The 15,862-nt window shown below is 32.9% G+C and carries 13 protein-coding genes; 3 read left to right on the top strand and 10 right to left on the bottom strand.

Features of this window, described 5'->3' with window-relative positions; translation table 11 throughout:
• Nucleotide 1: 1 nt before the first annotated feature.
• The 4 genes from CXF54_RS15505 to CXF54_RS15495 form a co-directional block, all read right to left on the bottom strand.
• Entirely contained in the window at nucleotides 2-796 is a 795-nt protein-coding gene (locus CXF54_RS15505) for an undecaprenyl-diphosphate phosphatase (protein WP_101204188.1), read from the bottom strand.
• An 89-nt stretch (nucleotides 797-885) separates the two neighbouring features.
• Nucleotides 886-1,113, bottom strand: a complete 228-nt coding sequence (locus CXF54_RS15500; RefSeq protein WP_262497400.1) for a DUF3098 domain-containing protein — start codon at nucleotides 1,111-1,113, stop codon at nucleotides 886-888.
• Nucleotides 1,114-1,189: 76 nt separating this feature from the next.
• Nucleotides 1,190-1,333: a hypothetical protein gene (locus CXF54_RS15750; protein WP_157823479.1), complete on the bottom strand. Its 144-nt coding sequence runs from the start codon at nucleotides 1,331-1,333 to the stop codon at nucleotides 1,190-1,192.
• 129 nt (nucleotides 1,334-1,462) lie between these two features.
• Nucleotides 1,463-2,338: a cell division protein FtsX gene (locus CXF54_RS15495; protein ID WP_101204186.1), complete on the bottom strand. Its 876-nt coding sequence runs from the start codon at nucleotides 2,336-2,338 to the stop codon at nucleotides 1,463-1,465.
• Nucleotides 2,339-2,477: 139 nt separating this feature from the next.
• Here CXF54_RS15495 and leuS point away from each other — a divergent pair, with 139 nt between their 5' ends.
• Nucleotides 2,478-5,345, top strand: a complete 2,868-nt coding sequence (leuS, locus tag CXF54_RS15490) for a leucine--tRNA ligase (protein ID WP_101204185.1) — start codon at nucleotides 2,478-2,480, stop codon at nucleotides 5,343-5,345.
• A gap of 620 nt (nucleotides 5,346-5,965) precedes the next feature.
• Entirely contained in the window at nucleotides 5,966-6,268 is a 303-nt protein-coding gene (locus tag CXF54_RS15485; protein WP_101204184.1) for a DUF6370 family protein, read from the top strand.
• Nucleotides 6,269-7,150: 882 nt separating this feature from the next.
• On the opposite strand, the gene CXF54_RS15480 is transcribed toward CXF54_RS15485, so the two are convergent.
• Nucleotides 7,151-8,536, bottom strand: coding sequence for a TlpA family protein disulfide reductase (locus CXF54_RS15480; RefSeq protein ID WP_101204183.1), 1,386 nt, complete (start codon nucleotides 8,534-8,536; stop codon nucleotides 7,151-7,153).
• 32 nt (nucleotides 8,537-8,568) lie between these two features.
• The gene (mfd, locus tag CXF54_RS15475; protein WP_101204182.1) at nucleotides 8,569-11,907 is read right to left on the bottom strand and encodes a transcription-repair coupling factor; all 3,339 of its coding nucleotides are present in this window, start codon (nucleotides 11,905-11,907) and stop codon (nucleotides 8,569-8,571) included.
• 262 nt (nucleotides 11,908-12,169) lie between these two features.
• Here mfd and CXF54_RS15470 point away from each other — a divergent pair, with 262 nt between their 5' ends.
• Entirely contained in the window at nucleotides 12,170-12,601 is a 432-nt protein-coding gene (locus CXF54_RS15470; protein WP_090838247.1) for a TerB family tellurite resistance protein, read from the top strand.
• Nucleotides 12,602-12,655: 54 nt separating this feature from the next.
• Here CXF54_RS15470 and CXF54_RS15465 read toward each other — a convergent pair whose 3' ends face one another.
• Genes CXF54_RS15465 through CXF54_RS15450 form a run of 4 tightly spaced genes read right to left on the bottom strand, consistent with a single transcriptional unit; the run spans nucleotide 12,656 to nucleotide 15,862 of the window.
• Nucleotides 12,656-14,179 (bottom strand): ATP-binding protein, encoded by a 1,524-nt coding sequence (locus tag CXF54_RS15465; protein WP_101204181.1) that lies wholly within the window; start codon nucleotides 14,177-14,179, stop codon nucleotides 12,656-12,658.
• Complete coding sequence (locus tag CXF54_RS15460) at nucleotides 14,179-14,685, bottom strand: Rab family GTPase (protein WP_090838243.1); 507 nt, start codon at nucleotides 14,683-14,685, stop codon at nucleotides 14,179-14,181. The genes CXF54_RS15465 and CXF54_RS15460 overlap by 1 nt, the downstream gene beginning before the upstream one ends.
• A complete protein-coding gene (locus CXF54_RS15455; protein WP_101204180.1) occupies nucleotides 14,672-15,490 on the bottom strand; it encodes a cell envelope biogenesis protein OmpA in 819 nt (272 codons plus the stop codon). Before CXF54_RS15455 ends, CXF54_RS15460 begins: the two co-directional genes overlap by 14 nt.
• A 15-nt stretch (nucleotides 15,491-15,505) precedes the next feature.
• Nucleotides 15,506-15,862 (bottom strand): fructose 1,6-bisphosphatase, encoded by a 357-nt coding sequence (locus CXF54_RS15450; RefSeq protein ID WP_090838239.1) that lies wholly within the window; start codon nucleotides 15,860-15,862, stop codon nucleotides 15,506-15,508.

The following is a 15,862-nucleotide window of genomic DNA, read 5'->3' as shown; positions in this document are numbered from 1 at the left end:
CTTAATTTAAAATCGAAAATGATATAGCAATAACACCAACAATAGCACAGTAAACAGCAAAATAAGATAACTTGCTTTTTTTAACTAGACTAATCATCCAAGTACAAGCAAATAAACCGGCTACAAATGCAGCAATAAAACCAGCAGATAATGCAGTTATATTTTGATTTTCAAAATTTAGATCACCACCTAAGATGTCTTTTGCTATTTTTCCAAAAATTAACGGAACAACCATTAAAAAGGAAAAACGAGCAGCTTTAGTTTTATCGTTTCCTAATAGTACAGATGTAGATATAGTAGCGCCACTTCTAGAAATACCCGGTAACATAGCAATTGCTTGAGATACTCCTATTATAAAGGCATTTTTAAAAGAGACGTTTTTATTAGTGTTTTTGGCTTTGTCTGCAAAAAATAATAAGACAGCAGTAACTATAAGCATACAACCTACTAAAAGGATGTTTCCACCAAAAAGTTGCTCTAATTGTTCTTCAAAAAACAGACCGACTAATGCAGCCGGAATCATTGAGATTACAATTTTTGTTACAAATTTAGTATCGTCATTCCATTTAAAAGATAAAAACCCTTTTATGATTTCTAAAATGTCTTTTCTGAAAATAACGATGGTACTTAATGCAGTTGCAAAATGAAGTATCACAGTAAATAGTAAGCTTTCTTCGGGGATACTAGTATCTCCTAAAATTGCTTTACCAATTTCTAAATGACCACTTGAAGATACAGGGAGAAACTCTGTTAATCCTTGTATAATACCTAATATAATTGAATCTAAAATATCCATGTGGCAAAAGTATTAAAATACTATGACCAATTGATAATTTGAAGTTATAATTTATTGTTGAAAATAAAGTTTAAAATAGTAAAACTTGCTTAGCCCTTTTTTGGTTTAGACAATATAGCATAGACCTGTATACCAAAGCCAATAATAACTAAAGCAGGTGCTAGACGTATACGTCTCCAGCTAAAAATAGCATCACTAAATACATTAGGATCATCACTACCACCGCCAGACATTAAAATAAAGCCTAAAGCAATTGTGCCTAAGCCAATAAACATGAATTTATAGTTGTGTTTACCAAAGATTGGTTGTGAACTCACAATAATTTTATCGTTTTCAGTGTCTTGTCTCAAGGTCGTAATGTTATTAATTTACTACAAATTTAAACTTTTTAATTTAATCGTAAATAAATTTAGCTTGCTGTTTTTTTAAAGTCACCTGATCTGTTTGTGCGACTTTATTTTCAAATTTCGGTTTTACTGATGCTAAATAAGCAACAATTGCAACCATACCTATTAATACAAATGTGATTCGTTTCATAATCATTAATTTTAGATTAAATAATCAATTAAAGTATTAGTTGGTCAATAGCGATGTGTTTTTCGGTTAAGTAAATATAACGTGCTTAAGTGTGAAGTATTGTTAATGCTTTAGTTAAACTGTGTTAAATTAATACAGTTGGTCTGTCTTTAGATTTAAAAAACGTTGTGTCGCAAAATGTGTGCTTATCCAAGTTATAATAATACCTAAGAAGAAAATTATTAAAAATAATCCGCCTATTAAAACTGGACTTTGGCGTAGGTTTAGCTCAGGAAACGCTTGATCTACATAAAAAACAATAAAGCCTAAACCTAGTAATGCAATCACTGCACCTAGGACACCAAGTTTTATGCTTTTCCATACAAAAGGACGACGTATAAAGCGCTTAGTTGCACCTACCATTTGCATGGTTTTAATTGTAAATCGTTTGGCGTAAACAGATAATCTAATAGAGCTATTAATAAGTAGTACCGCAATTAAAGTAAAAATAGCACTTAGTAATAATACCCAGAAGCTTATTTTTTTAACGCGACTATTCATTAAGGTTACTAAGTCTTTGTCATATCTAACTTCTTCTACAAAACCTTTTTCTAAAGCAGTTTCTGCCAATTCTTCTAATTTATCAGCAGTAACAAAATCGGCTTTAAGATTAACATCAATATTATTCTGTAAAGGATTAAAGCCTAAAAACGCCATAAAATCTTCACCATTTTCAGCTTTCATAGATTCGGCAGCTTGCTCTTTAGAGATATATACAGTAGATTTTACGTAATCAGCTAGTGCTAAACTTTTTTCAAGTTGCTTGACTTCGATCTCTTTGGCATTGTCTTTTAAATAAATAGTAACCGTTACTTGCTCTTTAAACAAGTCGGCAACCTTTTTCGCGTTAAGCACTAAAAGCCCTAGTATACCTAGTAAAAATAATACTAAAGCAATACTTAATACGACTGAGAAGTAAGACGAAATTAATCTACGTTTTTGATATCTTTCAAAAGAAGAGCTCATAAATTGATGTTAGTTTATAATGTAAAAATATAAAAGAAAAATGAAACCTATTCATATAATCTATAATTACAACGTCAAACTTTTAATAGTCTTATAATAAGTTTAAATTTGTTGCTTAATAAAGCGGAAAAACACAAAAATGCAATACCATTTTAACGACATCGAAGCCAAATGGCAAAAATATTGGGCAGAAAACCAAACGTTTAAAGCCTCAAATAATAGCGACAAGCCTAAATATTATGTTTTGGACATGTTTCCTTATCCATCTGGAGCGGGATTACACGTAGGACATCCATTAGGTTATATTGCTAGTGATATTTATGCACGTTACAAGCGCCATAAAGGTTTTAATGTTTTGCATCCACAAGGTTATGATAGCTTTGGTTTGCCTGCAGAACAATATGCTATCCAAACGGGTCAGCATCCTGCAATTACAACAGAAACTAATATAAAAACCTACAGAAGACAATTAGATCAAATTGGTTTTTCTTTTGACTGGAGTCGTGAGGTCCGTACATCAACACCAGAATATTACAAATGGACACAATGGATTTTTATTCAACTATTTGAGTCTTGGTATAATAACGATTCTAATAAGGCTGAAGAAATATTGACCTTAGTAGCTAAATTTTCTGCGGAAGGAAATGCTAATGTAAATGCTGTTTGTGATGATAATATCGAGTCTTTTTCTGCGGAACAATGGAACGCTTTTGATTCTAAAAAACAACAAGAAATACTATTACAATATAGACTAACGTATTTAGCCGAAACAGAAGTAAATTGGTGTCCTGCATTAGGAACGGTTTTAGCAAATGACGAAATAGTAAACGGAGTGTCAGAACGTGGTGGTCATCCTGTAATGCGTAAAAAAATGACGCAATGGAGTATGCGTATTTCTGCTTACGCAGAACGTTTGCTGCAAGGATTAGATACTATAGATTGGACAGACTCGCTTAAAGAAAGCCAACGTAATTGGATTGGAAAATCTGTTGGTGCATCAGTCACTTTTAATGTTATTCCAAATGTCACTCTGAGCGCAGTCGAAGAGTCTTTGAAAATTGATGTTTTTACAACAAGACCAGACACCATTTTTGGTGTAAGTTTTATGACATTGGCTCCAGAGCATGAGTTAGTGCAAACCATTACTACACCAGAACAAAAAGCGGAGGTTGAAGCTTATGTTTTAGCGACTGCAAAACGCAGCGAACGCGATCGTATGGCAGATGTAAAGACCATTTCTGGTGCATTTACAGGCGCTTACGCAGAACATCCATTTAGTAAAGAGCCCATTCCAATTTGGATTGGAGATTATGTTTTAGCAGGTTACGGTACAGGAGCAGTAATGTCTGTCCCTTGTGGTGACCAACGTGATTACGACTTTGCAAAGCATTTTAATATCGCGATTCCAAATGTATTTGAAGGTGCTGATATTTCTGAAGAAGCTTTCGCCTCTAAGGATAATGTGGTTATTGCAAACAGTGATTTCCTTAACGGAATGAACTATAAAAAAGCATCAAAACGTGCTATTTACGATTTGGAGCAAATGGGGCAAGGTGAAGGAAAAACAAATTATAGATTACGTGATGCTGTGTTTTCTAGACAACGTTATTGGGGAGAACCTTTTCCAGTATACTACGTCAACGGGATGCCACAAATGATTGATAAAGGACATTTACCAATTACATTGCCAGAAGTAGAAAAATATTTACCAACCGAAACAGGAGAACCACCATTAGGTCGTGCAGATGTTTGGGCTTGGGACACCAATACAAATACAGTTGTACCAAATGTCAACCTGAGCGCAGTCGAAGGTGAGGATAACGGGATTTACCCTTTAGAACTAAACACCATGCCAGGTTGGGCAGGAAGCTCATGGTATTTCTTTAGTTATATGGAAGAAAAGGCCAAAAGAGGTGAAGACTTTGCTAGTCAAGATTCACTTAACTATTGGGAAAATGTAGATTTATATATAGGAGGTAGTGAGCATGCAACAGGACATTTATTATACTCTCGTTTTTGGACTAAGTTTTTAAAAGATAGAGCATTTGTTGGAGTAGATGAGCCTTTCAAAAAATTGATCAATCAAGGAATGATACTTGGGACTAGTGCTTTTATATATCGTGAAGATGGTACAAATACTTACCTTTCTAAAGGTTTGGTTAAAGATAAAAAAGTTGCTCCAATTCATGTAAAAGTACAATACGTAAATGCTTCAGATGAATTAAATATAGAGGGTTTAAAGAATGATGCCGAATTTGGAGCTGATTATAAAGATGCTGAATTTATTTTAGAAGATGGTGTTTATAAAGTCGGTCGGGAAGTCGAAAAAATGTCTAAATCCAAGTATAATGTTGTTAGTCCAGATGCTATCTGCGAGCAATATGGAGCAGATAGTTTACGTCTTTACGAAATGTTTTTAGGACCATTAGAACAAGCTAAACCTTGGAATACCGCAGGGATTACTGGTGTACATGGTTTCTTGAAAAAACTATGGAAGTTATATGTTGGAGAAGCGGGGTTAATTGTAAACGATGCATCGCCAACAAAAGACAACTTAAAAACGTTACATAAAACAATAAAAAAGGTACAGGAAGATATTGAGAATTTCTCTTTTAATACGTCTGTATCTACATTTATGATTGCTGTTAACGAGTTGACTGCGCAAAAATGTACAAGTAATGCCATCTTAGAACCTTTATTGGTTTTATTATCGCCGTATGCACCACATATTACTGAAGAATTATTCAGTCAATTAGGTAACGAAGGATCAATTGCTACTGCACCATTTCCAATATTTGAGGCGAGTCATTTAGTAGAAAGCAGTAAGAATTATCCAATTTCGTTTAACGGAAAAATGCGTTTTACGTTAGAGTTGCCAATGGATATGTCTAAAGACGAAATTGAAAAAACAGTCATGGCTAATGAAAAAACAATTGCACAATTAGAAGGTCGTACTCCTAAAAAAGTAATTGTTGTTCCTGGTAAGATTGTAAATATTGTAGGGTAATTAGGAGGCAAACTTCATTGCGAGGCACGAAGCAATCTAATTATTGAGATAACTAATAATAAGACAAGTAAGAGTAATCAGGTCAGGTCAGTTCGAGTGAAATACTTTTTTAGTATTTTGTATCGAGAACTATTTTAAGGACCTCTCGATACAATTTGTTCGTGCCTCACAAACCACTCGATGTGACGTTGTGTTTATCGTTATGTTAGCTTGGTCGTTTTGGTAAGTAACGAAGTTATATATCAAAGTTTATATTTGATTGAGTAGAACAAGATAATAGCCCCAAGAGTAATCAGGTCGCGTCAGTTCGAGTGAAATGCTTTTTTAGCATTTTGTATCGAGAACTATTACTATAAGGACATCTCGATACAATTTGTTCGTGCCTCACAAACCACTCGATGTGACGTTATGTTTATCGGTGTGTTAGTTTGGTCGTTTTGGTAAGTAACGAAGTTATATATCAAAGTTTATATTTGAATGAGTAGAACAAATTGAGTAGAACAAGATAATAGCCCCAAGAGTAATCAGGTCGCGTCAGTTCGAGTGAAATGCTTTTTTAGCATTTTGTATCGAGAACTAAAATAGTAACACAATTTCAAAATAATAAAAACCTTCAAATCATGAAAAATATTAGTTTAGTTTTAGCCTTGTTTTTATGCTTAGCATGTAACAAAAAAGAAGAAGTAAAAGTTGTTGAAATCTCTTGCGGACAATGCCAATTTGGGTTAACATCGGAAGACGGTTGTAGTCTAGCAGTACGATTTGATGACAAGGCTTATTTTGTTGATGGTGCAGCTATCGATGATTTTGGTGATGCACACGCTGAAGGTACTGGTTTTTGCGAGGTGATTAGAAAAGCTGAGGTTACAGGTGCTGTGGTGGATGATCGTTTTCAAGCGACTGCTGTTAACATGTTAGATTAATTTTTTAAGGACTGCGTGTTGCTCTATATTAAAAAAGAGCATCTCGATACAATTTGTTCGTGCCTCACAAACCACTCGATGTGACGTTGTGTTTATCGGTGTGTTAGTTTGGTAGTTATTGTTTCTAACGATGTGCTTAGGCTTTAAAATGCTATATAAGTAGGGGAATAAGACAAGTAAGAGTAAGCAGTTTTCGTCAGTTCGAGTGAAATACTTTTTTGGCATTTTGTATCGAGAACTATTTTAAGGACATCTCGATACAATTTGTTCGTGCCTCACAAACCACTCGATGTGACGTTATGTTTATCGATGTGTTAGTTTGGTAGTTATTGTTTCTAACGATGTGCTTAGGCTTTAAAATGCTATATAAGTAGGGGAATAAGACAAGTAAGAGTAATCAGGTCACGTCAGTTCGAGTGAAATGCTTTTTTAGCATTTTGTATCGATAACTATTTTAAGGATATCTCGATACAATTTGCTCGTGCCTCACAAATCACTCGATGTGACGTTATGTTTATCGATGTGTTAGTTTGGTAGTTATTGTTTCTAACGATGTGCTTAGGGTTTGAATTGCTATATAAGTAGGCAATGAGACACGTAAGAGTAAGCAGTTCTCGTCAGTTCGAGTGAAATGCGTTTTTAGCATTTTGTATCGAGAACTATTTTAAGGACATATCGATACAATTTGCTCGTACCTCACAAACCACTCGATGTGACGTTGTGTTTGTCTAAGTTTAAATTGTGTAAAGCGATTTAATATTTTAAAAAATATACCAAATAGTATAAGATAATGATAGAGAGGTAATAGTCTTTGTTAAAAACAAAAAAAAACGCTTGCAGCAATGCAAGCGTTTTTTTGTTTCTATTTTAATTAATAGTGTCTTATTCTTTTTCTAAGTCCAATTCGTCTTCGTCATTGACTTCAACCTTAGGTTCTGGTTTTGGTAACGTTTTAAAATACGTTTCAAAAGTTTTGAAGTCGTAAGGTTTTTTGATTATTTTTTTGTCTTTATCTAAAACAAAATAACTTGGCGTTGCTTTTACGTTATAGTTGTCACCAATTGGGTTGTCCCATTTTCCTTCACCAAATACATGATAAAATTCAGGAAACTTGTAAGTCATATCCTTCCATCTGTAACGGTCTTCATCTAAAGCAATAGCAATAACTTTTAATTGTCCTTTATCTAATGTTTTAACTAGTTTATGTAATTCTGGAATTTCGTCTAAACAATGAGAACACGTTGTACTCCAGAAAACAACTAAGTAGTTGTTAGCTTCGTCTAAATCATGCATTTTTTTAGCGGTAGCAGCACCTTCTTCATCATAAATAATGATTTCAAAATCTTGTCCTACATTTCCAACGGATGCATTTTTAAAATATGTTAGTTCTTTTACTAACTCATTATCATTAGTTTGCCTAGCAATATCTAATAGGTAAGTGTTTGCAATGTGGTTAGCTACAGGCTCAATTTCTTCTACTGCAAATTGGTTCCATAAAATTTCTAATATGATTTTCTTTACTTTACTATTGTTACCAATAGCTTTTTCTACCGTATTGATATTGTTGATATAGGATACGTTTTTATCATCGTTATCAATAAAATTGAATACGTAATTTAAAGTCGCTTCAATTAAGAAGTTTGAATTTTGAAGTACTGGATTTCCAAAATTGATATGGCTGAAATAAGCTTTTTTAGCATTCTCAGTAAATGTTTTAGCATCAATTAATTGTTGAGGTGCGTAAGGTTGACTAGCAGTAATAAAATTAAGTACTAGTTTGCCTTCTGCTGCTTTTTCAAATTCTGTTTGTGTATTTAAAAGTATTTGGATGATCTTTTTGAAATCCTTTTCTTTTTTTCCACCTGAACCATAAAAGGTATTTAAGCTTTGTCCGATCATTGACATGCTGTTATTATAAGAGGTCCAAAGTTTATTTTCTTCAGACGTTACAAATTCTACACCTTTATCTAAATCAAAAGTCAACTCGATATCTTCATTGTTATAAAGAAAATCAAAGTTGTATTCGTCTTGAGGTTGCGCGTATACAATACGGTAAGTTCCTGGTGCTTGTGTCTTTTTTAATTCAAAAACAAAGCTTCCGTCTTCTGCAATATCTGCATTGTCTACAAAAATTGAAGTGTCAGCAGTTACTTGGTACAGGAATGCAAACTTAAACTGCTCTGCTGGAGTAAATGTTCCTTTTATTGTGTTTTGTGCAACTATAAAACTAGGCACTATAGCTAATAAAAAAAGTATTTTTTTATACATTATTAATGGGTTTTCTATTATAATTTCAAAAACTATTCCAAAATTGGTTCTAAAGCATTTAATGCCTTTTTTACAGATTTGATGTTGTCAAAGGTAAGTAATAATCGCAAACCATTTCTAGTCTGCTTCTCTTTCATTTTACATGATTTTGGATGCGTTTGCACGTATTTTAGAAGCTTAGTAAAATTAGGACTCTGGTAAAAACTACTTTGTTGGTCATTTATAAAGTAGCTAATTAACTTGCCTTGTTTCATTATAACTTTTTCCATACCTAATTTAGTTGCGATCCATTTAATGCGGACACTATCAATTAAGTCTATAACCTGAATTGGTAATTCTCCAAAACGGTCTAAAAGCTGCTTTTCAAATTCGGCTAATTCAACCTCAGTTTTAAAGTTGTTTAGTTGCGTGTAAAGGTTTAGACGCTCTGCGATGTTATTTACATAATCATCAGGGAAAAGTAGTTCAAAGTCTGTATCTATGGTAATATCCTTTACATATTCTTTGTTTTCTAAAGGCTCATTATATAAATCTTTAAATTCATTTTCTTTAAGCTCTTCAATTGCTTCATTTAATATCTTTTGATACGTATCAAAACCAATCTCGTTTATAAATCCACTTTGTTCTCCTCCCAATAAATCTCCTGCACCACGTATTTCTAAATCTTTCATGGCAATATTAAAACCGCTACCTAGTTCTGTAAATTGTTCTAAAGCTTGGATACGTTTTCTGGCATCGTCGGTCATTGCCGAGTATTCTGGTGTTATAAAATAACAAAAGGCTTTTTTGTTACTACGCCCAACACGTCCACGCATTTGGTGTAAATCACTTAGCCCAAAATTATTGGCGTTATTAATAAAAATGGTATTTGCATTTGGTACATCCAGTCCACTTTCTATAATAGTTGTACTAACTAAAACGTCAAATTCTCCATCCATAAAACCAAGCATTAAACTTTCTAGTTTTTTACCTTCTAATTGTCCATGTCCAATACCTATTTTGGCATCGGGCACTAAACGTTGAATCATACCGGCAACTTCTTTTATGTTCTCTATACGATTATGAATAAAAAAGATTTGTCCACCACGCTCAATCTCATAGCTTACAGCATCTCTAATGGCTTCTTCTGTAAATCGTATAACATTACTTTCTATTGGGTAACGGTTTGGCGGAGGTGTTGTGATAACGGATAAATCTCTTGCGGCCATTAAACTAAACTGTAATGTTCTAGGTATTGGTGTTGCTGTAAGTGTTAGTACGTCTACGTTGTCTTTTAATGTTTTTAGTTTTTCTTTTACTGCGACTCCAAACTTTTGCTCTTCGTCAACAATTAAAAGTCCTAAATCTTTAAATTTTACATTTTTACTTGCAAGTTGGTGTGTTCCAATAATAATATCAACGTGCCCTTTTTCTAGCTTTTCTAAAGTTTCTTTTTTCTGTTTAGCTGTTCTAAAACGGTTGACATAATCTACAGTTACTGGAAGGTCTTTTAAACGTTCTGTAAATGTTTTGTGATGCTGAAATGCCAAAATGGTTGTAGGTACTAATACGGCTACTTGTTTGCCATTATCCACTGCTTTAAAGGCTGCACGTATGGCAACTTCTGTTTTTCCGAAACCAACATCTCCACAAATAAGACGGTCCATTGGACGCTCACTCTCCATGTCTACTTTTATGTCCGCAGTTGCAGTTATTTGATCAGGTGTGTCTTCATACAAGAATGACGCTTCCAATTCGTGTTGTAAATAGCTATCGGGTTTATATTGATATCCTTTTTCTAGTTTACGTTTAGCATATAGTTTGATAAGATTAAATGCGACGTGTTTTACTCTAGATTTAGTCTTTTCTTTAAGTACTTTCCATGCTTTACTACCTAATTTATAGACTTTAGGCGGTTTACCATCTTTACCATTAAATTTGGTTATTTTGTGCAAGGAATGGATGCTTAAATATAATACGTCGCGTTCTCCGTATACTAATTTTATAGCTTCTTGTTTTTTGCCTTCTACATCTATTTTTTGAAGTCCACCAAATTTTCCTATTCCGTGATCGATGTGTGTAACATAATCTCCAATATCTAAATTGGTTAGATCTTTAAGAGTAATGGCTTGTTTTTTAGCATAACCATTTTTAACATGAAACTTGTGGTAGCGTTCAAAAATTTGATGATCTGTATAGACTACAATTTTATTGTCATGATCTAGAAAACCTTGGTATAATGAAAGTGTTACCGTTTGATAATGTACATTTTGATCTACATCATCAAAGATGTCATGAAAACGTTTGGCTTGCTGCTCACTAACGCAAGCGATATAATTGGTGTAATCGTTATTATGATTACTGTTTAGATTGTCTATTAATAAATTGAATTGTTTATTAAAAGTAGGTTGTGGCGAGGTGTTATGTACAATTGTTTCTGTTGGATTAAAAACAGGAGACGAACCAAATTCCACTATTGTAAAATCTAATAATTGTTTTTTTAGTTCTGCTGCATTACAGAATAACTCTGATGGTTTGGCGTGTTTTATATCTTGATTAAGTTTTACAAAAGCTGTAATGGCTTTGTCAAAAAAGTCGTCTACACGGTCAAAAGTTAAATCAAAGTTTTTACCAAAGACTACTGTTTTTTGAGCAATGTAGTTTAAAAAACTTTGTCTGGACTCGTCCATTAACTTATTGGCCACATTGGGTATGACGCTAATTTTTTTTATTTGCTCCGTGGATAATTGTGTTTCTACGTCAAAAGTCCTGATACTATCAACTTCGTCTCCAAAAAACTCTATACGGTAAGGCTCATCATGGCTAAAAGAAAAGACATCTACAATTCCTCCACGTACAGAAAACTCGCCAGGTTCTGTTACAAAATCGACACGTTTAAATTTGTAGTCAAAAAGAATTTCGTTTACAAAGTCTATAGACAGGCTATCGTTTACATTTATTTTTAATGTGTTACGTTCTAACTCTTTTCTGGTGACTACTTTTTCAAATAAGGCATCAGGATAGGTTACAATTATAGCAGGTTTTTTGCGCGAGTTGATTCTGTTTAGTACTTCTGCACGCAGTAATACATTGGCATTATCGGTTTCTTCTATTTGATAAGGTCTACGGTAACTACCTGGGTAAAACAGGACGTCTGTTTTATTAATTAGCTGTTCTAGATCGTTTAGGTAAAATGCGGCTTCCTCTTTATCATTAAAAATAAGTAAAAACGGGAGTTGTGTATTTTTAAAAGTTTGAGTGATTATGTAGGATAGGGAAGAGCCTACTAATCCTTTTAAATGCGTTTTACTTTGGGTTTGGGATATAGCAGTTTGCAGTTTTTGCAATTGCAAAGACTGTAAATAGGTCTGCGAGATTAAGGTTTTACTCACTTAACTTTAGTTTGTGCAAATATAAGCATTGCATAAATTAATAGCTTTTAGATTTACAAATTTTAACTTTTATACGTCTATATTAGTTAACGCGTTAAGGATGGAGTGGTCTGTCTGAGCTCCTCGCAGAGAGCGAGCCACGAGAGCCTGGTTTTTTGCACCTAATAAAAAGGTGCAAAATAAACGCCCAAAAAAAGAAACTTTTAATTTTAAAAGGTGTGCGGTTTAACTATATTTGCAGTCTAAAATTAAACATAAAAGTATGTCATTTTCAGATTTATTCGATAGTGGGTTTAAAAAGCGTAATGAGGATCATTTTGCTGCAATTGTACGTGTAGCCATGAGTGATGGTGTGATTAGTGAGGCTGAGAAAGCGTTTTTAGATCGTTTAGCACGTAATTTAGATATTAGCGAAGAAGAATATAAGCAGATATTGGTTGACTATAAAGAGCACCCAATTAACCCTCCAACATCTTACGATCAGCGTTTAGAACGTTTATACGATTTGTCAAGAATGGTTTGGGCTGATCATATTGAAGGACCAAAGCAAACTGCTATTTTAGAGCGTTTGTGTGTTGGTTTAGGATTTAAATCTAGTAATGCACAGTATGTGACGCATAAAGCGTTAGAGTTGGTGCATGAAGGTGTTGATTTAGATACTTTTACTGATGAGATTAAAACAATGAACAGATAATAAGATTCTGTTTTATAGTTATAAAAAAAAGCGAACTTTTCAGTTCGCTTTTTTTTATTTTAAGTATTCTTCAATTTTTGATATTAAAGCTTCTTCGTCAAACGGTTTTTTAATGACATCATTAATACCGGCTTTTTTATAACGTTTTAAATCGTCTTTAAAAACTCTAGCGGTTAATGCTATTACGGGCACTTTTTTATGCTCGCGTTCTGGCATTTGTCTTATTAGCTTAGTGATCTCGTCACCGTAACTATTTGGTAATTTAATATCCATTAAGACTAAATCAAACTCAGAGCTTTCTATTCTTGGTATCACGTCTTCTCCTCTGGTTACTATGTCTAAGAAGTAATTACCTTTAGAGGCTAGTATTTTAAGAATTGATAGTTGTGTGATTTCAGAATCTTCTACTAATAAGATGCTGTATTTTTTGTCAGATTTTGGTTTTGAAACGGTTTCTTTCTTTTTCTTTTTAATTTTGTAGTTAAAGTCTAACTTAAAATTAATGTTAGTGGAAAACGTACTACCTTCTCCGGGTGTAGAGTCTACATTTATCACACTATGCGATAGGCTTACTAAATGTTTTGAGATAGCTAATCCTAAACCTGCACCTTTATTATGTACTTGACTACTGTTTATTTGAGAAAAACTAGTAAAGATATCTTCTAGATGATCTTTTTCCATACCAATTCCGGTATCTTTTATCTGAAAATGAACGTTTGCTTTTTGTGCTCTTATTTGGTTAAGTGATACATTAAAAGTAACGGTTCCAACTTCTGTAAATTTAATAGCGTTTTCTAACAGGTTGCTTAGGACTTGTCTTAAACGTAACGTGTCACCACCTACTATTGCAGGAAGGTTGTCGTTAAAATTAGTTATTAATTCTATTCCTTTTTGTTGTGCTTTTACTTTAAATACTTTTTCTATATCTTCTAGTAGCTCTCTTAAGTTAAAAGGATTAATTACTAATTCTAGTCGTCCTGCTTCAATTTTAGAAATGTCTAAAATATCTTCTATTAATTGTTTTAAATAGTTAGAAGAGGAGTCTATTACTTTTAGGTAATTAAGTTGCTCTACATTTAAGTTAGTCTTTTTTAGTATATCAGAAAAGGTTAGTATACCTGTTAATGGGTCTCTTAACTCATGGCTAAAATTAGCAATAAATGCGTTTTTAAAGGCTTCTTTTTCTTGTAGATAATTATTTTTTAACTCTAGTATTTGCGAGTTTATAACGGACTCATTTCTTACTTGAGCTGTAGTTTGGTAATTATTATAATGTATTGTCAAGTCTAAAATGACAATCATTGGTAATTGTTTTCCATCAAATGTTTTAACAATAATATCTGTTATTATTGTTTCATTTTTAGGATTAGTTAGATGTATACAAGAAAAGACGTGTGTTTGATCTATATCTTGTAATGCACTGTGTACACTTTCAAAAAACGGATGTACTGTAGCTATGTTTTGACCAACTAAATCTTTAAAAATGATATCGTCAGATTCTTTTACGATTCCGTCAAAATCAACAATTATATATTGATTAACAGATTGCGAGTATTCTTTTTTATATTTTTCTAACATTATTTAGTGGCGTCTTTAATTAAAGCTTGTGCTAAATTAGAAAAAACATCTTCAACATTTTTCCCTGACTTGGCACTTGTGTAAAAATCGACAAAACGTCCAAAAACATCCTTGTTTTGTTTAATAAAGTCGTTTGTAACTAAATCTTTCTTGTTTCCAATAACACGTAATGGTATTTTTGGGTAACGATCTGTAATATAATCTAGATCAAACTCTAACTTCTCATACGTAGCTGGTCTAGTCATGTCAAAAACATAAATAAAACCATTAGTACCCATAAGGTAAGATGCTCTGGTATTAGTAATGTCGTCATTACCTTCTAAATCCCAAATTACTAATGTGATGTCATCGTTAGTTTTTGGCAGATTTACTTCTTTTTTTAAGACGTGTACCCCAATGGTTACTTTGTAGTCTTCACTAAAGGTGTCTTCTACAAATCGTCTAATTAATGAAGATTTACCTACACCAAAGTGACCTATTAAAACTATTTTTTTAGATATTTTCATTGTCAAAGTAATCTTTTAGTTTAGTGCTGAAAACCTCACTATCGTTTAAATCTGTTTTGTTTATTATATTCTGAGCAAAGTCAAGAAGTTTATCTTCAAGCTTGCTTCTGTAGGTAGCAGTAAATGCCCCGGAAATGGCTACTGCAATGTAGTATTTTGAGAAGTTTTGTAAATGTATATGGTAGTTTTCATACTCTATATATTCTAAATTTTGTACGTCTGTAGTAAACGCATCTTCTGCAAAACTTTTAATAGCTGTTAGCATACCAGCAACGGTATCTTGATCTATATTTTCGGTTTTTGAATATTCTGAAACTATTAAGCCAGAACCGCTTTCAATAACCATTATTTGTTCGATTTTTGACTTAAATTGATCTTGAATCAATAAGTCGCCTTCTGATACACCTGATTTTTTAGACCTAAACTTTCGCATAAACCCTTTAAAAGAAAAGGTGCTGCTTAAGCTTTTGTTTATGTTTTCTGAAAGTATTTGAATCTCTTTTTGAACATATTTTTTAATCATTTTACCCATAATTGGATATAATGCTTCAACTACTGCGTCTTGAGAGTTTTTAATTTCTTCTTTAAGTGCTTCTGTAATTGTAGGTCCTAATGTTGAGGGCATTTCTTTTACAAACTGTTTTAGTTTTTGCTCAAGAATGGGGTCAATATGTTTTGATAAATTATTATGTTCAGTGATTAAATCTTCAAGCGCTTTAATCTTTTCTTCTAATCCTGAAGCATACTCATGCTCATCTTGAAGCAAGATGTCTTTAAGTATTTTTAATTTATCGTCTTGATTCATGCGTAAATCAAGATTTTATTGACTTATTTTTTCGCCTAATTTGGTAAAAAGTTCACCCAATAGTTTTCGGTCAACCTTTTTTTCGTTTAACGCATCTGCTTTATCTTCAAAACTATTTTCTAATTCTGTAATTCTGATGTTAATATCAGTGCTAAGATTATCAATGTTTTGTAATAACTCAGACTTTACGTCGTCCATTAATGCTTCTAATTCTTGCTTCTTAGTAAGAATGTCTTTTTTTAGTGTTTCAAACTCACTATCGTAAGCCTGCATGTTTTCACCAAAAATAAGTTGCTTTATTGCATCTATTTTTGAAGTTGCTTCTGTAGATGATTGCATGGTTTCGTCCTTAAATTTGTCTGTTTTTGCCAT

The organism is Olleya sp. 1-3 (assembly GCF_002836085.1).
Classification (GTDB): domain Bacteria; phylum Bacteroidota; class Bacteroidia; order Flavobacteriales; family Flavobacteriaceae; genus Olleya; species Olleya namhaensis.
Note: the sequence above shows the minus strand (reverse complement) of the source record. Positions and strands in the feature narration are given on the sequence as shown.

What these genes read in the sequence shown, in the direction of transcription:
- CXF54_RS15505 (WP_101204188.1), bottom strand. Translation starts at nt 796, where the DNA reads ATGGATATTTTAGATTCAATTATATTAGGTATTATACAAGGATTAACA.
- CXF54_RS15750 (WP_157823479.1), bottom strand. Translation starts at nt 1,333, where the DNA reads ATGAAACGAATCACATTTGTATTAATAGGTATGGTTGCAATTGTTGCT.
- CXF54_RS15495 (WP_101204186.1), bottom strand. Translation starts at nt 2,338, where the DNA reads ATGAGCTCTTCTTTTGAAAGATATCAAAAACGTAGATTAATTTCGTCT.
- leuS (WP_101204185.1), top strand. Translation starts at nt 2,478, where the DNA reads ATGCAATACCATTTTAACGACATCGAAGCCAAATGGCAAAAATATTGG.
- CXF54_RS15485 (WP_101204184.1), top strand. Translation starts at nt 5,966, where the DNA reads ATGAAAAATATTAGTTTAGTTTTAGCCTTGTTTTTATGCTTAGCATGT.
- CXF54_RS15480 (WP_101204183.1), bottom strand. Translation starts at nt 8,536, where the DNA reads ATGTATAAAAAAATACTTTTTTTATTAGCTATAGTGCCTAGTTTTATA.
- CXF54_RS15470 (WP_090838247.1), top strand. Translation starts at nt 12,170, where the DNA reads ATGTCATTTTCAGATTTATTCGATAGTGGGTTTAAAAAGCGTAATGAG.
- CXF54_RS15465 (WP_101204181.1), bottom strand. Translation starts at nt 14,179, where the DNA reads ATGTTAGAAAAATATAAAAAAGAATACTCGCAATCTGTTAATCAATAT.
- CXF54_RS15460 (WP_090838243.1), bottom strand. Translation starts at nt 14,685, where the DNA reads ATGAAAATATCTAAAAAAATAGTTTTAATAGGTCACTTTGGTGTAGGT.
- CXF54_RS15455 (WP_101204180.1), bottom strand. Translation starts at nt 15,490, where the DNA reads ATGAATCAAGACGATAAATTAAAAATACTTAAAGACATCTTGCTTCAA.
- CXF54_RS15450 (WP_090838239.1), bottom strand. Translation starts at nt 15,862, where the DNA reads ATGGCAAAAACAGACAAATTTAAGGACGAAACCATGCAATCATCTACA.